Annotated in this window: 18 protein-coding genes; 14 read left to right on the top strand and 4 right to left on the bottom strand. The window is 60.8% G+C overall.

The genetic code is table 11. The annotated features are described in order from the left end of the window. The first annotated feature begins 7 nt into the window (after positions 1-7). The 9 genes from HU770_RS23765 to HU770_RS23725 all read left to right on the top strand — a co-directional run bounded on the left by HU770_RS23765 (position 8) and on the right by HU770_RS23725 (position 8,259). Complete coding sequence (locus tag HU770_RS23765) at positions 8-955, top strand: type IV secretory system conjugative DNA transfer family protein (protein ID WP_227696468.1); 948 nt, start codon at positions 8-10, stop codon at positions 953-955. Next, on the top strand, positions 952-2,151 hold the full coding sequence (locus HU770_RS23760) for an ATPase, T2SS/T4P/T4SS family (RefSeq protein WP_186665817.1): 1,200 nt from the start codon (positions 952-954) through the stop codon (positions 2,149-2,151). The genes HU770_RS23765 and HU770_RS23760 overlap by 4 nt, the downstream gene beginning before the upstream one ends. Before the next feature lie 48 nt (positions 2,152-2,199). Next, positions 2,200-2,472 (top strand): hypothetical protein, encoded by a 273-nt coding sequence (locus tag HU770_RS23755; protein WP_095063832.1) that lies wholly within the window; start codon positions 2,200-2,202, stop codon positions 2,470-2,472. A 79-nt stretch (positions 2,473-2,551) separates the two neighbouring features. Next, positions 2,552-3,871, top strand: coding sequence for a type IV secretion protein (locus tag HU770_RS23750; protein WP_186652626.1), 1,320 nt, complete (start codon positions 2,552-2,554; stop codon positions 3,869-3,871). A gap of 134 nt (positions 3,872-4,005) precedes the next feature. Continuing rightward, a complete protein-coding gene (locus tag HU770_RS23745; protein WP_186665810.1) occupies positions 4,006-4,974 on the top strand; it encodes a hypothetical protein in 969 nt (322 codons plus the stop codon). Between the two features lie 12 nt (positions 4,975-4,986). After that, positions 4,987-5,778, top strand: coding sequence for a hypothetical protein (locus tag HU770_RS23740; RefSeq protein ID WP_186652624.1), 792 nt, complete (start codon positions 4,987-4,989; stop codon positions 5,776-5,778). A gap of 174 nt (positions 5,779-5,952) precedes the next feature. After that, a complete protein-coding gene (locus HU770_RS23735) occupies positions 5,953-6,795 on the top strand; it encodes a hypothetical protein (protein ID WP_095063828.1) in 843 nt (280 codons plus the stop codon). Beyond that, a complete protein-coding gene (locus HU770_RS23730; RefSeq protein ID WP_238347546.1) occupies positions 6,795-7,373 on the top strand; it encodes a hypothetical protein in 579 nt (192 codons plus the stop codon). The genes HU770_RS23735 and HU770_RS23730 overlap by 1 nt, the downstream gene beginning before the upstream one ends. 37 nt (positions 7,374-7,410) lie before the next feature. Then, on the top strand, positions 7,411-8,259 hold the full coding sequence (locus tag HU770_RS23725) for a hypothetical protein (RefSeq protein WP_186665808.1): 849 nt from the start codon (positions 7,411-7,413) through the stop codon (positions 8,257-8,259). A gap of 131 nt (positions 8,260-8,390) precedes the next feature. Here HU770_RS23725 and HU770_RS23720 read toward each other — a convergent pair whose 3' ends face one another. Then, a complete protein-coding gene (locus tag HU770_RS23720) occupies positions 8,391-8,744 on the bottom strand; it encodes a hypothetical protein (RefSeq protein WP_095063826.1) in 354 nt (117 codons plus the stop codon). Between the two features lie 11 nt (positions 8,745-8,755). Continuing rightward, complete coding sequence (locus HU770_RS23715) at positions 8,756-9,301, bottom strand: hypothetical protein (RefSeq protein WP_238347547.1); 546 nt, start codon at positions 9,299-9,301, stop codon at positions 8,756-8,758. A 972-nt stretch (positions 9,302-10,273) separates the two neighbouring features. On the opposite strand from HU770_RS23715, the gene HU770_RS23710 reads away from it, so the two are divergent. The 5 genes from HU770_RS23710 (at position 10,274) to HU770_RS23690 (ending at position 17,382) form a co-directional block, all read left to right on the top strand. After that, the gene (locus HU770_RS23710) at positions 10,274-13,861 is read left to right on the top strand and encodes a DotA/TraY family protein (protein ID WP_238347548.1); all 3,588 of its coding nucleotides are present in this window, start codon (positions 10,274-10,276) and stop codon (positions 13,859-13,861) included. Between the two features lie 156 nt (positions 13,862-14,017). Continuing rightward, positions 14,018-14,437, top strand: coding sequence for a hypothetical protein (locus HU770_RS23705; RefSeq protein WP_095063824.1), 420 nt, complete (start codon positions 14,018-14,020; stop codon positions 14,435-14,437). 99 nt (positions 14,438-14,536) lie between these two features. Further along, positions 14,537-14,989: a hypothetical protein gene (locus tag HU770_RS23700; protein WP_186652621.1), complete on the top strand. Its 453-nt coding sequence runs from the start codon at positions 14,537-14,539 to the stop codon at positions 14,987-14,989. A gap of 26 nt (positions 14,990-15,015) precedes the next feature. Beyond that, on the top strand, positions 15,016-16,815 hold the full coding sequence (locus HU770_RS23695; protein WP_186665806.1) for a DUF2235 domain-containing protein: 1,800 nt from the start codon (positions 15,016-15,018) through the stop codon (positions 16,813-16,815). 132 nt (positions 16,816-16,947) lie between these two features. Then, the gene (locus tag HU770_RS23690) at positions 16,948-17,382 is read left to right on the top strand and encodes a hypothetical protein (protein ID WP_227696463.1); all 435 of its coding nucleotides are present in this window, start codon (positions 16,948-16,950) and stop codon (positions 17,380-17,382) included. Between the two features lie 48 nt (positions 17,383-17,430). Here HU770_RS23690 and HU770_RS23685 read toward each other — a convergent pair whose 3' ends face one another. Together HU770_RS23685 and HU770_RS23680 are read right to left on the bottom strand one after the other, a co-directional pair. After that, the gene (locus HU770_RS23685; protein WP_186665802.1) at positions 17,431-18,684 is read right to left on the bottom strand and encodes a DUF6685 family protein; all 1,254 of its coding nucleotides are present in this window, start codon (positions 18,682-18,684) and stop codon (positions 17,431-17,433) included. A gap of 38 nt (positions 18,685-18,722) precedes the next feature. Further along, on the bottom strand, positions 18,723-19,256 hold the full coding sequence (locus tag HU770_RS23680) for a hypothetical protein (RefSeq protein ID WP_186665800.1): 534 nt from the start codon (positions 19,254-19,256) through the stop codon (positions 18,723-18,725). Positions 19,257-19,293: the final 37 nt, after the last annotated feature.

The raw sequence follows: 19,293 nt of genomic DNA, 5'->3' as shown, positions 1-19,293 counted from the left end.
GATGGACATGCCCCCGATGACCCTCGAAGACGCTGAGCGCCTTTACGACAAGCCGGCTTATGTTCAGCAGCAGGGTGACGCCGGTGATGCCAGGTCGGCCGTGGAAGCCATGCGTGACGAGAAGAACCAGGCCTCGGCGGCCCGCGGCGAGGCCATTCTCGATGCGGCATTGCAGGTGGGGGTAAAGGCTGGCCTGGCGTGGCAGCTGACCAACATCAACAAGGCACTGAAGGAGCGCGAGCGTGAGTTCGATACGGTCTACGACTTCAGCAACCTGATGATCCAGGACCGTGTGGTGCCGCCGGTGATCACCGAGGCGCGCGATCTGTACAACCAGGACGGTGACTACACGCTTCGCCTTTCGGGCGCGTCCTACAAGATCGAGTCGCAGGCACGCTTTTCGTCGGTCCCGCCAAGCTGGCGCGAGTACCTGAGCTTCCCGCTGCCCGCCATGGACCGCACGTCCCTGGTGTCGGCGCTGATGCCACGCTCGGACGAAGAAGAACGCGTGTGGAAACTGGCCGTCCGTGACGGTTGGAAGCAAGGCGTCGAGCAGGCCAACCTGATGCTGACCTATGGTTTCGACCGGATGAACCGCGACATCGATGGCATGCGCCGTTTCAGCACGTTCGCCCGCCACGGCCAGATCACGATGCCGATCATTTCCGGTGCCGCGATCCCTGTCACCAAAGAGGGGCAGACCATGGCGGTGGACGAGACCCTGCTGCGCATCACCGCGTTGCCGCAGTTCAACGACAACATGAATGTATGGCGCAGTTCGATTGCAACGTCGACCGCAGCCGACCCTGTGCGCAGGCCGCCGGCACCGCGTGCACCCAGCCCGGCACCGGCGCCTGGTGTTTCCAGCCAGCCCGGTGCGGCCAAGGCATTTGCCGTGCCCGGTGGTGGTGAGCTGCGCACCCAGCCTTCGGGCAGTGAAGGCGGGCCGCAATGAAGCAGGACTTTCACGATGACGTGATGATGCTGGAACCCGGTGCGATGATCGAGCGCCTGGAACGGCTGACCAGTTATGAAGACCCCTTTCGCTTCGACCGTGCCGAGCAGTTCAAGGCGATGATGCTGGAAACGCTGAGCCATGGCGTCAGCGACATCTTCATTCAGCCCGCATTGCCGGTCGTGGTGAAGAAGTACGGCCGTCTGTATGCGGTCACCCGCCGTGCGCTGGATGTCGGGGAGGTCAACGAGCTGCTCAAGATGTCCGCCAACCGCGACACAGCCACCACCGATATCGTGTCCGGTACTGCGGTCAACGAGCGCTACGAGTTGTTCGACCCGCAGCGCAAGGATGCCCGCGGTGCTCGGCTGCGTTATGCCTACCGGGTCAACGCCTCGCCCATTGCCTGCCATGGCGATACGTCCTGCCAGATCGTCATCCGGGCGATCCCCGACGACCCACCGCGGATTCAGGACGTAGGCCTGAGCGAAGACATCGTGAGGATGGCCACGCCGCGTGACGGCATCGTGTATATCGCGGGGGCGACCGGTCATGGCAAGACCACCACCTTTGCCGCCATCAACCGCTTCATTCTTGAAAATGACACGCCGATCAAGGGCAACCTGATCAGCCACGAAGAGCCCATCGAATTTACGTACGAAAAGATTCAGAGCAAGCATTCGATTTTCGTGCAGTCGCAGATCCCTACGCACTTCAAAGACTTCTACAGGGCCAACCGCGAGGCCATGCGGCGTGCGCCCGGTCTGTGTGTGATCGGTGAATTGCGTGACCAGGAAACCATTCGGGCGGCGGTCGAGCTGTCGCTGACAGGCCACCCGGTGTTCGGCACGGTTCACGCCAAGGATGTCGCGGCGATCATGCGCAGGATGATCTCCCGCTTCCCCGAACAGGAGCGGGCGACCGCGATTTACGACCTGGTCGATACCAGCCGGTTCATGATGGCGCAGAAGCTCGTGCCCACGGTGGATGGCAAGCGTACGGCGGCCCGTTCCTGGCTGCGGTTCACCGAGCAGGTGCGCGACACCTTGATGGACTTGACCGACATGGGCCGTGTGACCCAGCGGGTCGCCGAATTCGTGCGTGAGGAAGGGCATACCTTTGCTGCTGAAGCAGATCGCCTGCTGGCAGCAGGTTTGATCAGCGAGTCGACCGCCCGCGATCTGCGGCACGGTTGAGCGGGAAGCGCCCTGTAATGGCATTGCAAACGAGATTTTGGAGGGGTTATGGCAAAGGGACGGTACCACTGGAGCAGAAGCGCGCCACCGGCACGCTTTTTCGTCATCAACGCAAGCGCCGCCTTGCCTTGGTTGATGTTGCTGCTGGTGCCAGCGTTGTGGAAGTTTCTCCTGCCGTTGGCGCTGTGCATGACGTTCGGCCTGGTCTACATCGAAGTCGTGAAAAAAATGACCGTGCGCGCGGTGTTTCGCCAGGCCGGGGTTTTCCTGGTTGGGCGGGTGCGCACCACGCACAACATTCTCAAAGAGCTGGTCAGGTAGAAAGCACGCTGCACAGGGCCGGCACATGGCGTGGCGGCGTTGCGGGTGTGAAGGCATTTTTGGCCCAGGGAGGCGTTGAATGAAACAGCAAGGCGGTGGGCAAAGAAGCTTTACCTGGGATGACCCCGCCGTGCTCATCGGCATCATTCTGGTGCTGTACCTGGGGGGCTGGGGCGCGTGGTCTTTCGCCCATGACAAGATTGCGACTGTATATGTCTACATCCGTTACGTGGAGCTCTGGCTGTTGAGCGTTGCGGGCGAATTCGCGGCGCTTCCGGGTATTGCTTCGATCAACCAATGGGTCGGGCGGATGTGTGCGCCGGACGGTATTGTCGGCGCCTGCCAGCGCGATTTTTCGACGGTGGCATGGAGTGAAATCACCTCGTCTTCCCTGGTGGTGAACGGGTTCCTGCTTGTGGTGATGGTGGTGCTGTCGGTGCGCATGTTCATCCGCATCAACAAGACCCACCCCAAACTCAAATTCACCAAGACGCACAACATCAAGAGTTATGTGCAAGAGAGCAAGGCGCAGTACCCGCACCTGCGTATGTTCGCGGAACTCGACCTGATTGCTCAGCCGCTTGATCATCCGGTATTCGGCATGTCGCAGACATCCCGCCAGTTTGCCTATGAGCACCTGCTGATCAGCGGGTGGGCAGAGCAGGCGGACCGCAGCTGGGCGCCGACCCTGGATCGTGAAAAAGCCACCGAGGTGATGCGTCGTCAGTTGGGCCAGCACTGGACCCGGGTGGGTAACCTGACCCCTGCCGAAACCCTGCTGGTGGCCATCGCGCTCCCTCGTGTGGTTGCCACGGATGCTGCCCTGGACGACGCCGCCTTCAAGGCGGCCATGGCCGACAGTGATTACATGATTGCCTGGTGCTGGGACCAGTTCAAAGCGCCTTCGGGCAAGGGCAGCAAGGGGCAGGGCGCGCCCGACCCTTATGCGTGGTTGAAACCTGAAGTGCCACTGGAAGTGCCGCGGGCGATCATTCAGAAGTACATCAAGCACCCTAACGCAAGCGCGATCCTGCACGCCCATGCGTTTGTCAGAACCATCATTTTCGCCATGTTCTTCCAGGCGCGGCGCCTGGGGGTATTGCCACCGGCCGAGATGCGCTGGTTGCGTTTCTTTGATCGGGACATGTGGTACGCCCTGCAGACCATCGGGCGCCAGGCGGGCTTCCCGGAGGCGCCGGGGATCCTGTCGCACTTTCTTTACGAGTGCAAAGCGGGTATGTCGCTGGCAGAGCCTCAGCTCGACAAGGCGGTTAACGGCCTTGAGCAAGCCATGTCGGCGTACAAGTACCTGGATGCCGACAAGAAGCGCTACGAGGCAGTGCAACAAGAGAAACATGCTGCGGCCCAGGCGGCAGCACTTGCTGAGGGTGCGCCCTGACGCTGCGGTCTTGAGCGTATCGGCACCACTAAAGGGCCCTCTTTAAAGATGGCCCTTTTTTGTTTTTTTGGTGCCAAGTTCTACTTTTTTGTTAGAATGCGGTCGTATTGGATTATTAATAAGGACATCGAGCCATGAAAGGTGTGATTGCAAGACCTGTAGCCGTGTTGGCGGCGCTTGCGGCGGGGGTTTCAGCCGCCCATGCCGACCCTGCTCAAACGGCAGACCTCTCTTCCTTCATCACCGCTCAAGGTGCCGTTGCGGCAAACCCTGCGCAACAGCCACTCGATGACCTGACTGCGCAGCGGGTATCGCGCTACGGCCGCATCGTCAACGCCCGCCCTGTCGGCCTGGGCGGCTTGACTGCCTGGACCGTGGAAAAGAACGGCCACCAAGTGGTGCTGTTCAGCACGCCGGATTCCTCGGTGCTGTTCACCGGGGTGGCCTGGAATGCTGAAACAGGCGCGAACATATCCGACGCCTTCCTGCCGGGTGTGGCCCAGCTGAACAACACTCGCCCGGCAAGCCCGCCCGTAGCCGCTGCACCGGCCGCGCCGCAGATGTCGCCGGTTGAAGCCACGAACGTGCGGGAAGCTGCAGCCATGGACGGTAAATACCAGGGCGCGGTACCTGAGTCGATGAAGACGGTTGACTCGCTGGCGGGCGTCAAGGAAGGCGATGGCAGTATCGGCGATACCGTCTACATCATCATCGACCCACGCTGCCCGTATTGTCGCGAGGCGTACAACTTAACAAGGGCTTACGCGGCAAAGGGCCACACCATCAAGTGGATCCCGTCGGCTGCGCTGGGCAACCCGGCAGATGGCGTGCCGCTTGCTGCCACGATCCTGCAGGCCAAGGACCAGCGCACGCTTGAGCGGGTGCTCGGCAAACACGAACAGATTCGCTCCGAGCCTTCGCCGGAGACGGTGGAGCAGCTGAGCACCAACCTGGCGTTTCTGTACGCAGCATTCGAAAACAACGGCAAGGAGCAAGCGGGTGTCCCGGCTGCCTTCTTCGTCGACCACCGCACAGGGAAGCCAAGGATGATGACGGGCCTTTCGCAGGCCGTCGTGCTTGAAGACATCTTTGGAAAACTTTAAGGAGCAAAGTACATGAAAGCCAAAGCCCCGAACTTCGAATTCGACCCCAGCATCCGCCTCTTCGGCTCGGCCGAGCACTTGTTGGTGGTGTTTGACAGCCAGAGCCCACATGACGCGCTGCGGGCTACCCGCACCGTGCGCATCCCCAAGGCGTTCAAGCAGCTGTCCCTGGTGGTGGCAGGGCTGGACGCCGCTGAAGACGATGGGCACCGGCGCATGCTGACGGGAAGTGTCAGCCTGGCGATCCAGGATGATGCCGACGTGTTGTCGAGCTACGAGCTGGCTGCCCTGCAGTTGGTGTTCCATGCCGAGGCGGATCGCAAGGGCGCGCTCACCCACATCGACCCGGCACTGGTTGCCTATCAGGTGCGCCAGGCGCTTTCGGAATGTTTGAACGAGGCCCTGAACGACTACTTCCAGCGTGAAGAAGCGCAAAAGGTTAGCGTGCAGCCGGAGACCTTGCAGCCGGCTGTGGCGAGTGCGCAGTACCACGCTGCAGCGCCCCAGCCGTCACGCAAGGCGCTGCGCGAGCAGGCCGCCAGCGACGCAGAGCGCCAGGCCCGGTCACGCCGGCGCAAGGCGGTATTGGCGTGGGTCGTGCCGCCGGTTCTGGTCATTGCCGTATTGTCGACTCTGTCACATCTTGCTTCCAGTCAGTCGCCGATTGAAAATGCTGTCGCGCAGCAGATGGCGAACGATCCCGAGTCGATCAAGGCGCAGGTCGAGCTGACCAAGCAGACGCTGCAGTCCATGGGGCTTGACCCAGGGCAGGGCGGAGACCTCGGATGCCTGGCACCGCAATGATCTCAATTGCTCCCATCTTCGCTGCTATGCAGGTGCCGAAGGAGGATCTTTTCCAGGATTGGAGATAAGCAGGCGATGCTCGTGAAGCCTTCGTCTGCTGTTCTGCTTGAGCGGGGTTCTGCGCCCGCCAGCACGTGAAGACTATTTTGGATTGGAGAACCTTTAGGTACGTATATGCGACCAGCGAATGAAGTAAAAGACGGGGCTAAATTATTATCCCTTGCCCAAGGCCTGAGGTCGCTGCTGGTCCCCTCGCCGGATGTACTGGCAGATACCGTCAAAGAGTTGCACCCCTTGGTCAACTTGTCTGACAAGGTGCTGCCGTTGAAGTCGTATTTCAACATGGTCCAGGACATTCAGCGGACCAAGCATACCCACGCCGCCATGCGCGCCGCGGGTGAGGCGCTGAGCCGCGAAGCCATTCAGCAAGGCGTCTCGCGCAAGCTCTGCACCGAAGACATTTTCATGGTGGCGTGTTCTTTCCTGGAAGTGGAAATCGCCAAACAAGGCTCGGTGTACTATCTGAGCGGCGAGTCGCCCGACTTTAAAGAAACGAAGAAGAACCGAAACCCGCTCGATCTGTCCGATGAAGTCGTGCTGAAGAACCTTTCGAGCGGGTTGGCCCGCCCCGACACCGATCGCGGTGCAGTAGAGCGTGGGCAGATCGACAGTGGCTTCAACCACCTGGTGCGGTTGAACCAGTTGCATAACCTGATGCTGGAAAGTGTGCGGTTGATGAAGGCGGATGAGCGGCTGACCAAGGTCGATATCCGCAAGAAGTTCAACATTTCGCACACGGATTACGAGCGCATGATGTCGATGGCGCGCCGGTCGGGGCTTATTTCCTTCCGCAATCGGAAAAAGGACCCGTCAAACTCTTACACCTTGCGCAATGACAACCATGAGCGCGTTTCCGAACATGCGAAAAACTTCGGCCACACGCCGCAGAAGATGTTGAACAAGATCCTTGATGACTTCTTCGGCATGCTGGAAAAACGCAAAAAGCACGAGGACTGATGCAGATGGGTATCCAGGGCCAAAAGGATGTGGGGCCGGCAATCAGCGCAGAAGAGCGGGCACGGGTAACGCGGGCTGCCAGGCAAGTGGTGGCCTACGCCAACTTTCTGCGTTGGACGGCGAACTTCAAGCGGGACGAAGTGCTGCGTCATCCCCGGCATGAGCGCGTGATGTTGCTTTCGCCCATGCAAAGTGGGCGTTTCAGTTTTGCGCTGGAGGGCGACACCCTGTATGTGGGTGTTCAGCCATTCGAGGCGGCCTGGGCTGCTCACATGCCTTTCCAGGCCGCTTACGTCTCCGATCGCCTGTACCTGTCGGTCGAAGGCGTCAGCTTCATGGATGCCCGCATGCCGCCCTTGTCGCTCGGCATTTTTGTTGATGAGAGCAGCAAGCGTGCGCTCATGGCGCGCGCCAAGTTCGTTCGGTTCGTGCATGTGAATGTGCGTGACGGCTACGTGATCGATGTGGGTGAGCCTTGTGGCGAGCCTGTCGAGATGCGCCCAGGTGATGTGGTGCAGCAACTGCAGCAGACCCAGCAGGCGAAAGTTCAGCAGCAAGACATGGGGCGGTTCTTCTGATCGCGCTCAAGCAGAATTCACAAGTAAGGATACGAGCATGACCAAGTGCACACTCATCCTGCCTATTCTGGCCGCTGTGGCCATGGCGGGCTGTGTAACCACCGAGAAGATGCCGGACGGGACTACCAAGATTCGCTTTTCCGATGAGGCCGCCAATTCCCTGGCCTCGTTGATGCCTACTGGCGTCGTGACCGGGATCGCAGGTGGCGCGGGCAGTGGTGGGCTGGATCTCAACTACAGCCTGAGCCCCCTCAACAGTGGCGAGTACCTGTACCTGAACGGGCAATACGACTTCGAATGTGCCGCAGCCATGCTGTACAGCGCGAAGTCGGGCCAGCTCATGGATGCAAAAATCAGCAAAACCTGCCGCGACGGCTATTTCTTGCGCCAGGAGCAACTGCGCATGGCGGGCAAGCCGTACGACAGGGGCGTGCCTGCCTATGACCCTGCCAACCCGTCCAATGCCTACTGGGAAAGAGTGGCCGGCCGAACCGTCAGCCAGCTAGCGCCGATCAACCAGTTCAAGGTCCGTTTTGCCGGGTATCCGCGCGTTGATCGCAACGGCAACATCTCCATTCGCGTGAGCTTCATGGGTGCTGCCGATGGGCAGTATGCAGACTTGGTCACCACGCCCGAGCGCACGCCGGTGGTGCTGGACGATGCTGGCTTCGCGCAGGGCATGCGCAAGCGAGTGGCAGAGCTCAACACCCAGATCGGTGAGTTGATTGCCTGTGAGGCGGTGCTTGGGTACAGCAAGGCCGTCGATAAAGGCCCTCGGCCTTCGAACATTTCAGCTGGCGACTATTCGCGTTATGAAGTGCGCTTCACGGTGGCATCGATGGGCTGCAAGGACCACTCCCGGCAGTTCTCGGCGGCTGCACGCTAGCTGCCTGTGGGCTTGCTGCGCAGTTGATCGCCGGCAAGCCCAGTCCCGCAGTGTGGAGGTGGTTGCCCATCATCTTCCATGCTGCGGGGTACTTGCCTGCGTTTGCTGCGCCACTCAGATGCCGAGGGCGGTCATGGCGCCATGTTCCATGTATCGTCAGCCGCCACCGCTGCCTCATTGATGCCGGGGCCGTGCCTGTCTGCGGCGTTCAGCCATTCCTGGCTGAGGTCCGCCTGTTGAGCGGCACGCTCGTGCGCAAACTCGCGCAGCAGAATGGCGTCCTCGATCGAGGTGACGACCTGCGCAGTCGCGCCGCCATACTCGCTGAGCAGCGTTCGGGTCGCTTCGGGTGGGAGCTGGTTGATGGCGCTGCGCAGCTCTCGGCCGTAATCGGCCAGAACAGGCTGCTTGTCAATGACGATCTCCGCCGCTTGAGAGGGGAATACGGAGGCTGTGAAGCTCTGGAAATCCTGTGCGCTCGGCATGGCGTGCGTCCTTACATGCTGTAGTCGTCGAGGCCCTCGCTGCGTGACAGCGATGGATTGGCGTAACGGGCAAATGTTTTGTCCAGGTCGGCGGCCAGGTACGCCTGTTCACTGTCGCGCAGCGCGCGCTTCATGAAGTCGCCGTCGCCCGCTACCGCAACCACCTGATCGCGCAGATTGCTCAGCAGCCCTTCACGGTCGGCCCGTGAGCCGGGCGTGTTGTCGATCGCTTCGAGTACATGCAGCAGCGATTGGCGAAGTTCGGTTTCGGCGGCGCCTTTTTCGGCTTGTGGGGCCGCGTCGAAGGCCACGGTGCTGATCACGGCGCGGTGGATGGCTGTGAATGCGCTGATTTCGGCTGCCCGGCTCTGCATGACCCGATCGGAGTTCAGGGTGTGAGGCGGCGTATTGCGCAGCCAGGCCGATTCCTGGTCAGCCAGCGTGTCGATGGTTTGCCGGATTTTCTGGCCGTCGGGGCCTTCGCGCAGTGCGGCTTGCGCTACGTTCTCAAAACTAATTGCCGGGTTGCCCGAGGCCTCGATGGCTTTCTGGCGCATTAACCCGGCGCCGATCACGAATCGGCTGGCATCACGTATTGATAGCTGCATCTATGTCCGTCGTTTTTCACAGGGCTTGAACGTGCCCGAATCAGTCGGCATCCAGCAACGTCAGCTTCCCTGCGCGGCTCACCGTACGCCAGTCGCATCGGCTGATGCGAAGCGTCGATTGCGGCTTTGCGACGTGCTGTGGGTGCTCCCTCGCAGACCTGGGTGCGTCTGCCATGAGTGACCATAGCATTTTTACTGTTTTATTTCTTGTGAGCGAGTCGAGTCAAACGCTTTTTTCAGTGTTTTATAGTATCCCCCACCATGGCCGGATGTGCCGAGGCGGGTTGAGCGCGAAAAAAACCGCCCATTTTCAAGCTAGGCGCTGAAACCCCAGTGATACGGGCGTTTTCGCCTGTTGTTGCGTTTGCGTGCCTGGTGGGGCTGCGTAAGAGCAATCTACTTTTTTAGCGGTTTTGCAGCCATGTGAAAGCCTAATTGAAGATGAAATTTCGCCATTTCATGGATCATTCGAGAACGGGTCGAGTATGCGAATGGAGGTCGATTTAACCCCAGGGGCAGTATGTGCATTTCAAGCAGTATTCATGATTTTTCATGGATTTAAGCTTGTTTATAGCCTGTTTTTATAGGTTTTACTGTGGTGAGCTGGCAAGCTTGGGTGGCGTGTCAGATCGCCGATTTTCAGCAGCGCACGCGTTCTGAAATCGTTTTGTTAGTTTTCTTTCGTAACATTTTTTTGATAATTCTGTGATGTCTGGTTTAAGATTGCCCGACCTTAGCTATCCGCAGGATTACGGCTCACAGGGTGGAACCATGGCTCAAGCTAGAACGCATGCCCGTTTAGGCCTTCGCTTACGCGGCTGCACGACAGCTCATCTCAAGGACGACGGAGCACTCCAAGGGGAATTCGTCGCGAACGATTCAGATAATCCGTCCGCAATTCGATTCAGGTAGGTATTCACAATGGCTCAGATGCCGTTCTCTCCGTGCAGCGATCCAAGCGCCTGCACCGACCAATCGGTCAAGATGCTAGGCCGGATATTCGGCCCGGTCATCGATGCATTGGTCAAAGGCACCGACCCCAATACGGTTGAGGCAAGCGCGAATATCCTTGCGACGATGTTCGGCTTCTTCAACAGCGGGATCCTGATCATCGGCTCGCTGATCGTCTCGTACGTAGCGGTGATGGGCGTGACCAACACCGCCAACGACGGTGAGGCGATGGGCAAGAGCTGGTCCTCGCTGTGGACGCCGGTACGGATCGTGGCAGGTGGCGCCGTGTTGCTGCCGACAACCAGTGGCTTTTCTTTCATTCAGCTCATCGTGCTGATGTTCGCCTTGTGGGGCGTTGGTTTTGCCAACGGCACCTATAAAGCGGGCATGGCCATGGGGGTTCTGTCCCCAAACGGTGTTGTCGAAGGGGTGAACTCCCCCGGCAACTTCTATGGGCTGCGCGATTTTGCCCGCGGCTACCTGGCGGGGTCTTACTGCGCGACGGCGGCCAACTCGATCTATGCCGACAACACCGCCTCAGGTGCACTCCCTGAAGTTGGCGCGAAAAAGAACAGGACCGAAGACAAATTCACCATTGTGGATGGCCGCAAGGAATGGGTTTTCGACCTGAAAGACCGCAACAAGGTTACCAACCTGGCGGGCGGCTCCGCGTTTTGCGGCTCTGTGAAAGTGGCCGAATACCAGGCGCAGACGAAGACGGACGCCACTGCCCAAGCCTTGGAGCAGATGCGCGTGCAGGTTCAGGGCATCAAGCGTGCAGCAGCCATCAACATGATGAAAGAGCTGGATGACTGGGTGCGGCAGTGGCCAGCCACCATCAATGATACGGGCTGGGATCAAGTCGACTCCGGCCAGTTCAACGTCATTGTGAACAAGTGGGAGCAGAAGGTGGCGACCGATATCGTCGCCCAGGTCACCAACCAGGCGTCGGGTGTCAACGGGGGCCTCGACGACTTCCTGAAGACGCTTACCAATGATGGTTGGGCGGCAGCCGGGGGGTGGTTCCAGCGTGTAGGCATGGTCCGCGGGCAAATTGCAGGCGTGCTTGCCGAGCCGGTGGGTGCGGTCAGTGCGCCCTCCCTGGGTGCACTGCCTGGCGATGCCCGGTTCTTTTTGCTGGCCAACAGCGTGACAACGGTCACTGAGGCAATCGACAAAAAGGCAGAAGAGAAAACCAGCTACAAATCTTCGACCTCGGCCAAGCCCGAAGACATCGCGAGCCTGATCCCCAAGGACCCCGGCAGCGATATCAGTGTCAGCACCTTGCGCGCCGACATGGATGCGAAGATGTCGTCGTTCGTCAACGGCGTGATGCTGAACGTGGTGGAGATCGCCACGGGGGCGGGCAGCAATGGGCAGACGCCGCTCTGCGGAACGGCGGGGCAGATGGGTGGCTCGCTCAACCGCATGAAGTGCGTGGGTGATTACCTGGTCGTAGCTCGCGCCGGCATTCTGGTGGCCGATGTCGCCATCAAAAGTGCGGGAACAGCGGTGAGGGTGCTTGCGGGTACGCTTTCGTCGGTCAAAGGCTTGGGCAACGGGTTGGACCTGGACAAGGTCGTGACCCCGCTGTGGGACTGGGTGATGGAAGTGCCGGTCAAGCAACTGGCGTTGATGGCCAGCTACATCGAGCCGCTGGCGTTCTATTTTGCTGTGTTCCTCCCCAGCTTGCCCTACACGCTGTTCATGATCGTTTTCGTTGGCTGGTTGCTCGCTGTGTTGCAGTCGATCATTGCGGCGCCGCTCTGGGCTGTGATGCACATGACGCCGGACCGTACGTTCGTGGGCTCGCAGACGCAAGGCTACCTGCTGTTGCTGTCGCTGTTCGCTCGCCCGGCGCTGGCCGTGCTTGGCTTGTTCGCGGCGGTGTTGGTGTCCGACCCGGTGATCGACTACATAGCCCAGGGCTTTTTCGCCATGCGCGGTGCGGTGGTGACCTCCTCGGGCAATGTGGGCATCATTTCGGAGTTTCTGACCTTCGCGTGGTGGTTCATGGTGTTCGGGCTGACGTTGTTGCCCGTGTTGTACATGATCTTCGGCTTGCCCCAGACCCTGCCTGACCAGGTGCTCAGCTGGATCGGCGGGGGCCTCGGCAGCATGGGTGAGACCAGTGCGGTGGCTGATATGCGAGGCGGCATGAGCCGGGTTGGCTCGAGCGTTCAGGGCAGTGGTACCGGCATGCGCCTGGGTGGCGGCACCCAGGGCAGGCTGCCACCGCCTGATGGCGGTTCGCCCAATGATCCCAAGGGGGGTGGGCCTCGCGGCGGCGGTTCAGGCGGCGGCACGCCACTGCTCAGTGCAAACGGCCAAGGCGCAGGTGGGGCGGCATCGCGGGAGTCGGATGCGACCGGCGACAGTGCGCCGAGTGACAGCCGCACGAACGGCCAGCGAGTCAGTGATGCAGCCGGTGTTGCCCTTGGCCGGGCAGTTGCGGGGGGGGCCGCTTCGACAGGCAGGGCCATGCGCAGCGCCGGCAGTGCTGCGCTGTCTGCCGGCCGTGCGGGCGTGGAATCGTTCCGCGGCTCGGAAGCAGGCTCTATTAGTGGGCGCATGCGTGATGGGGTGAAGGCGGGCGCGTTGACGGCCGGTGCCGGTCTGGCGTCTGCTGCGAGCGCCGCCGGGGCCGATTACAAGCAAGCGTTTTCGACCGCTGGTGCGGAAGGCAAGGCGGCGTATCACGAAGGTGCTGACGCACGTATCCAGGCGTTCAAGGAATCGCTATCGGCCGGGGCAGCACCTGTCGGAGGGGGGAGCGATCAGGAATCAGCCGCCTCATCTGCCGGCGGTGCGGATGACTCCGGGCTCAGCGACCATCAGTTCAGCAGCGCGACCCTTGCTGCCGGGGCGTCCTCGGCCAGTAACGAAGGTGGGCAAGCGGCAGCTGCCGACGGCTCCGGCCTGAATGCGCAGGATGGCGGTGCGGGCCAGTCGGCGGGTCGCTCGGCAGCGTCTGCCGGGCAGCCTTATGCGTCCAGCGGCGCTGCACCGGGCGGTGCGGCGACCGGCGCAAGTGGCGGCGATCAACAACCGGCTGCATCATCCGCCGGGCGGGCAGGCGACGCTGGGGTCAAGGACCATCAGTTCAGCGGCGCGACGCTTGCTGCTGGGGCATCCTCGGCCAGTAACGAGGGCGGGCGCGGGGCCGTTGCCGGCGGAGCCAGCAGCAACGCGCAGGCTGGTGCTGCTGGCCAGTCGGCGGGTCGCTCCACGGCGTCTGCCGGGCAGCCTTATGCCGCCAGCGGCGCTGCACCAGGTGGTGCGGCGTCCGTCGCGGATGGCGGTGCTCAGCAGCCGGCTGCAGCCTCCGCTGGGCGGGCAGGCGACGCTGGGGCCAAGGACCATCAGTTCAGCGGCGCGACGCTTGCTGCCGGGGCATCCTCGGCGAGTCACCAAGGCGGGCAAGCGACAGCTACCGAACGCTCCGCCGGCACTGCGCAGGAGGATGCCGATGGCCAGTGGACCGGTCGCGGCACATCGCGTGCCGGTGAGCCTTATGCTACCGGCCGCTCCAATGTCGGCCACGAAGAAGATCGATAAGCAGGCAGGCCGCCTTGCTCCGAGCGGGTGGCCATTTGCCCACGGATAGCCGGCAGGCGGGGAATTATTCCCGCCCTTGGCTGTCTTGGACGGTGACGCGCAATGGGTGTGCGCAACTTGATACGCGGCTGAGGCCGCGCTGAGCAGAGGCTTCGCATGGTTGATAATCCACTGGAAGACCAGCTTCGACGGCTCCTTACCGGGCTGGCTGATCAGGCCATCGTGCGTGGTGAACAGTTCTTCTACGATGGCGGGGAGTTGTATGCCGACGATGTAGCCGATATCGGCCTGGTGGCCGTGTTGTGCATTGCCCAGGCGTTATCCGAGCGTACGGGGCTGGGCGGGTTCGGCTATGAGTTCGAGCTGGCTGCGCCTGCCAACCCAATCTTTCCGCTGCACGCCAGCCCTCAAGGTGAGCTGCCTGACTTCTTTCGGGTGGCACCCTTCGTGGCGGCGGTTTTCTACGGTGAGGTGCTCGCAGCCAGGCAAGATCTGACGCTGTTGTACCGCGCTGCTGTACAAGCTTTGCAGGATGGCCCTGGGCTTGCCTTTGACAAGGTGAGGGTGGCGAGCTGATCGCTGCGTCTTTTTTTGTCAAAATAGCCTGTTAGAAAATTGATTTTCACCATATCTGTAGTTAGTATTCAGGCTACAGTGCCGCGCTAGGAGCATCCCATGCACGACGACGAAAACACGCGTCAAGCGTCTGGTCCCCACGAAGAACTACCCCCTGGGGTATTTCCGCCGATGCCAGGCTACACCACTGCTGACCTGCTCGCGGTTGCCAACGCCCCCGTCGAAGCATTGCTCGAAGAGCGCGCTATCGACCCCGGCCTGATCCGCGAAACCGTCATTGCGTTAGCCGAGCATTTGTATGCAGCATTCGAGCGAAATGACATTCAGTACCAAATTGCCACGTGGTACCAGAAGCCCTACGACCACCCAGAAATGCGCACACGCAGTATCGAAATAATTGCGGAGCAATTCGGCGTCATTGCGCTGGATGCGGCGGCAGATTCTTTGGACGGCTCACCCTTGCTCCACCTGGGTGAGGCGTTCTACGGAGATTTTATGGAGCGCGCGGGTAACGCAATAAAGGCCCACATTCTCAAGTTGAATGAAGCCTGAGCCGTCGTTGTTCATAGGGACATGAAATGAGTAAATCTGTGTACTTTAGTGTGTACCTGGATGGTACGGCTAATAGCAAAGATAATGATAAACCCACGGGTAGCCACACCAATGTAGCCCGGCTCTTCGAGCTGGATACCGCGCAAGGTACCAATCTGGCTGTCAACTCCGACCATGTGCCCTTGAAGTACGACCCGGCGCAATACGCCGGGCAGTCGGAGAAGATCTACCTCGATGGCGTGGGCAGCCAGAGGTCGAGCACGCCCAATGCGTTGCTCGAACGGGGAACCGGTTTGGGTGGCCAGAACCGTATCGAGCAGGCCTACGACGCCTTCGTCGCCTTTTGCAATAAAAACCAGGACCTCGATATCGATGTCAACGTGATCGGCTTCAGCCGTGGTGCGGCGCAGGCCCGCGCGTTGGCGAACGAGATCATCGACCGGGGTGTGCCAAGGCTCGACAGCAACTGGAAACCCACCCGTGAGTATCTTGTCCCGCCGGGCCAGGCCGAGATTAACAAGCTCGGCATATTCGACACCGTTGCTTCCTATGGCATCCCCATTACCGATAGCCACCCGAACAAAAATCTGGAGATAAGCAAAAACGTCAAGTCGACCACGCATCTGGTGGCGATGCATGAATATCGCTCAACGTTCCCTTTGACCAGTGCGCTGCGTAATGACGACAACTCGCGCATTGAAGAGGTGAAGTTCGCGGGCGCGCATTCCCAGGTCGGTGGCGGCTACCGTAATGATCTGTTGGCCGCTGGCCCGCTGGCGTTCATGTACGATCGCTTGAAGTCGGCGGGCATCGAGATGGGGCCAATGCCGCCGGAAGAGTTGAAACGTATCGAGCAGTACAATGCATTGATCAAAGACCCCGAACGGCTGCAGGAAGCGTTGATCGACTCTCGCCTGATCAAAGGCAACGAGGCGTTCAAGCGCAATGCCGATGGGTCGTTCACGCTTGTCAATAATCAAGCCTTCCCGACCGAGCGCGGTACGCTCTTGCCGTTCAGGCGGCAGGACCAGCCGTTCGGCCAGCAAGTCAATGGTCGCAAGGTCATCTTTGAAAACGATGACTCGCTGGGCGAGCCGCTTGTCCAGCGCATCGGCAGAAAGGTAGGTGAGAAATTCTTCGCGTGGGACGAGAAGGCTGAAAATAGCGCGGCCACCCCTGAAAACCCTGCCGGCAGCAACATCAAGGACAGGCTGGCGACCCGCAAGGCTGAGCACGCGTCACGATTGGCAGCTCAGTCCCAGCAGCAAGTGGCGGAACTCTCGTCGTTGCTAGCAAGCTCCAAGCCCGAAGTCGAACACCTCAAAAGGTTGGCGCTTGAAGAGGTTCCGGTACCCAAGCCGGCCTTTTCAGCCAACTATGCCGTGGTACGCATTGACCCCGAAGGCTCCTCGGCATTTGCCGATCTGGGTTTTGAATACGAGGCCAGCCGCATTGTTGCCGATGCGGCTATCGGCGCCCTTGCCAAAGCGCCCTTGGGTATCGATGATCCGTTCATGCTGCATGACACCAACGGCAATGTGGTGGGCACCCTGGAGGCTGTGCATGAAGCGCCATCGTTTGCCAGTGCGCGCGGCGTGCTGGTCGCGATCGACCTGCAGCATATAGACCCGGCGGCGCAGGCAGGGATGCTCTACGATGGCTTCAAGCAAGCTGCAACCTGGATCGCCGAGCGACCGGAAGGCACCTTGAAGGACGCCTGCGAGATACCCGGCGCGGATGGCAAGCCATTGGCGCGTGCGATGATTGCCTATTCTGCGGAGCGCGAACTGGAGCGTACCGTCACCTGGGATGCCCCCGAGCCGTGAAAGCGCTCGACGTTGCGTTGCATCAACAACAGGTGTCGGTAAGCGCATGCGGTTACGCTTTTTGCAGGCTGCTTGCTTAGAATGCACCTGTTACCGACGTGGGTCGGTCAGTCAATCCGTAAGGGCTACATGATGAAAATCCACAAATACCAGCCAGGCACCTTTATCGAGGTCGATGACATGGCCGGTGGCCGCCGTGTGGGGATGGTCTGCAAGGATGGCGTGACGTTCTGGGATTTACTCGATTCCGACCTCTGCACACCGCTGACGATTCACCCTTCCATGGCGCCGCAGGCGCTGGGCACTTTGACCCAGTTTGGCCAGGGCAACGGGTTGGTCAAGGCGACTCAGGCGCTGGTCGGCCATTTGCGTGCAGTGGGTGATCAGCGCCTCGACAGCGACCCGCTGTTTGTCATGCGCGCGTTGTGGTTCGTGTCGAAGCGGGCGAGCGGGGCGCAGGCCGTGCCTGACGCCGCGACACTGCTTTGGGCGTGCGAACAGGCTCAAGGCCAGGCGCAAGCAGCAGCACGCATCCACCAGATGGCCAAGCAGTATTGTTCAGCGTAGCGACTGCACCCAACTGCTTGTTCGAGCCGAAACGTCCGAGCCCCGCCTTCAGTCGGGGCTCGGTGCATCTGGGGTTGCCTGGCTGTCCAGTTGCCGCTCATGAAGGGCTGCATAGCCGTCCACGGTAGCGCGCAGGGTGTTCTGGGAGTGGGGGGAGACAGCGCCTGGGCTGTGCTGGCAAAGGCCCTCGAACACGCTCTGGGCGTCGAGCCGATGCACGCCAAAGGCTTCCTCCAGCGTCGCTCGCTCCACGGCTGGCCAGTCCACCTGTGTCGCCAGTTCGTGGCGCAGGCTCGCCGCTGCATGCTTGCCGAACACGTGCGCCACGCCAGCCTTTGCTTCCAGGCCAGGCAAGGCCTCAATGCGCTTGCGCATCTCGTCCTGGCGGTCGCGACGTTGCACGGCTGCGTTCTCCGAGGCCAGCTCCACCAGTATCTCGCCGACGTTGGTAAAGCCTTCGCTGGCAAAGACCTCGGCAACCTTGCGTGAGCGCGGTTCCTCTTTGGGCAGGAAGATGGCCAGGCCATTGTCATAAGGGTGTGGCAGATCGCCCCAGAAGTGCGTGGCCTTGAAGTCGCGCAGGGCATCGAGCGCGTCAGAGAAGTAGGCGTCCTTGGCAACGGCGTAGATGGCGTATTCGTCGTTCAGCTGAGCCACCGCATCGGCATCCAGGCCGTAGCGCTCAAGGCGGCCTTGCAAGGCAACGGGTTGCTGCAGGTGCCTGGCGATATGCTGGGCCGCGACAAAGTGGTGCGAACCGCCGCTGTTGACCAGGTACAAGCCATCATCCCAGTCGTGCCTGACCATGAAGTCGGAGCCGCCATGAACAATGCGCACCTCGGGCCAGCGCAGGTTTTGCGCAAGGCCCTCCTGGCTCAGGTCTTGGGTGAATGCCTGGCAGGCCTGCTCTGCCATCTGCTGCATGGAGTTGAAGCGATACAGTTCGGACTTCGACGCCGACAGGCCGGACACGTCGGTGATGTCGCAGGCGAAGTCTGCTGTCGTCTCGCGCCTGCTGAGCCGGGCCAGTGCGGGGATGTGCCGGTGCTCACCCTGATAGCGGCCGTTGGCCGAGCGCCAACCTCTGACTTCGCCGCTGCTTTCGCTACCGTGGCCGAAGCCGATGCGGTGCGACCATTCATGCCAGCGAACCACGCTCGATAACGCGATGACACTTGCAGTGTCATCGACCCGCCTGCGCAGGGCGGGTTGCTCGGCAATGACCCGGCGCAGCCGGGCAGGGATGCCCAGGTCGTCCTTGACCGTTTCCAGAAACTTTGCAGCCAGTGTTCTGAAGCTCATGGCATGACTCCATTCAGCGCATGTCGGTTGGCGTGGCGTTACTGGGTAGCCCGTTTGACGGCGTCCGCGGCGTCGCGCGCTGTGCGTTTGATGGTTTTCGCCACTGTGCGCACATCGTACGCGCAACTGATGTAGGTGCTGCCTGAATCTACATACAGCCACTGGTCATGGTTGCCGACCTCTTTCTTGTAGTCGCCGATTGGGTCCTTGGGGACGCCGGCCAGCTTGGCCACCGTCTGGATGCTTTCGCCGCTGAATGCGCCGGAGTAGGAGTTGAAATCACCTTCGCCATTGGAGCCTGGGTGCAGTGCAAGCCGGGTGACGGGGCGACCGAAAACGTCCAGCGGGTTCGGCACCGTGTATTCGCCATCGGACAAGTCCGAGGCCTGCACGATGGCTTTGCCCTTGGCTGTTTTAACCAGTGCTTCGAACTCTTCTGGCGAGACGTTGCGTTGGCAGGTCAAGACCTGAGCCAGGCGTGCGTTGGCCTCGGGCTGGTCGACTTGCTCGGCGTACGCCCCAGAGCAGGCGAGCGAAACCAGCAGCGGTACGGCGAGTTGCAGTGCTTTCATGCGGCAGATCCTTCTGGATGACAAAGTGCTATCAATT

The organism is Pseudomonas sp. SWRI68, assembly GCF_014269165.1.
Classification (GTDB): domain Bacteria; phylum Pseudomonadota; class Gammaproteobacteria; order Pseudomonadales; family Pseudomonadaceae; genus Aquipseudomonas; species Aquipseudomonas capeferrum.
The sequence above is the reverse complement of the archived record's forward strand: the minus strand, read 5'-3'. Positions and strand labels throughout refer to the sequence as shown.

Excerpts from the sequence above, each read along its gene's own strand:
- HU770_RS23685 (WP_186665802.1), bottom strand. The coding sequence starts at position 18,684 with ATGAGCTTCAGAACACTGGCTGCAAAGTTTCTGGAAACGGTCAAGGAC.
- HU770_RS23750 (WP_186652626.1), top strand. The coding sequence starts at position 2,552 with ATGAAACAGCAAGGCGGTGGGCAAAGAAGCTTTACCTGGGATGACCCC.
- HU770_RS23695 (WP_186665806.1), top strand. The coding sequence starts at position 15,016 with ATGAGTAAATCTGTGTACTTTAGTGTGTACCTGGATGGTACGGCTAAT.
- HU770_RS23720 (WP_095063826.1), bottom strand. The coding sequence starts at position 8,744 with ATGCCGAGCGCACAGGATTTCCAGAGCTTCACAGCCTCCGTATTCCCC.
- HU770_RS23740 (WP_186652624.1), top strand. The coding sequence starts at position 4,987 with ATGAAAGCCAAAGCCCCGAACTTCGAATTCGACCCCAGCATCCGCCTC.
- HU770_RS23730 (WP_238347546.1), top strand. The coding sequence starts at position 6,795 with ATGCAGATGGGTATCCAGGGCCAAAAGGATGTGGGGCCGGCAATCAGC.
- HU770_RS23760 (WP_186665817.1), top strand. The coding sequence starts at position 952 with ATGAAGCAGGACTTTCACGATGACGTGATGATGCTGGAACCCGGTGCG.
- HU770_RS23765 (WP_227696468.1), top strand. The coding sequence starts at position 8 with ATGCCCCCGATGACCCTCGAAGACGCTGAGCGCCTTTACGACAAGCCG.
- HU770_RS23755 (WP_095063832.1), top strand. The coding sequence starts at position 2,200 with ATGGCAAAGGGACGGTACCACTGGAGCAGAAGCGCGCCACCGGCACGC.
- HU770_RS23700 (WP_186652621.1), top strand. The coding sequence starts at position 14,537 with ATGCACGACGACGAAAACACGCGTCAAGCGTCTGGTCCCCACGAAGAA.
- HU770_RS23735 (WP_095063828.1), top strand. The coding sequence starts at position 5,953 with ATGCGACCAGCGAATGAAGTAAAAGACGGGGCTAAATTATTATCCCTT.
- HU770_RS23745 (WP_186665810.1), top strand. The coding sequence starts at position 4,006 with ATGAAAGGTGTGATTGCAAGACCTGTAGCCGTGTTGGCGGCGCTTGCG.
- HU770_RS23725 (WP_186665808.1), top strand. The coding sequence starts at position 7,411 with ATGACCAAGTGCACACTCATCCTGCCTATTCTGGCCGCTGTGGCCATG.
- HU770_RS23710 (WP_238347548.1), top strand. The coding sequence starts at position 10,274 with ATGGCTCAGATGCCGTTCTCTCCGTGCAGCGATCCAAGCGCCTGCACC.
- HU770_RS23715 (WP_238347547.1), bottom strand. The coding sequence starts at position 9,301 with ATGCGCCAGAAAGCCATCGAGGCCTCGGGCAACCCGGCAATTAGTTTT.
- HU770_RS23680 (WP_186665800.1), bottom strand. The coding sequence starts at position 19,256 with ATGAAAGCACTGCAACTCGCCGTACCGCTGCTGGTTTCGCTCGCCTGC.
- HU770_RS23705 (WP_095063824.1), top strand. The coding sequence starts at position 14,018 with ATGGTTGATAATCCACTGGAAGACCAGCTTCGACGGCTCCTTACCGGG.
- HU770_RS23690 (WP_227696463.1), top strand. The coding sequence starts at position 16,948 with ATGAAAATCCACAAATACCAGCCAGGCACCTTTATCGAGGTCGATGAC.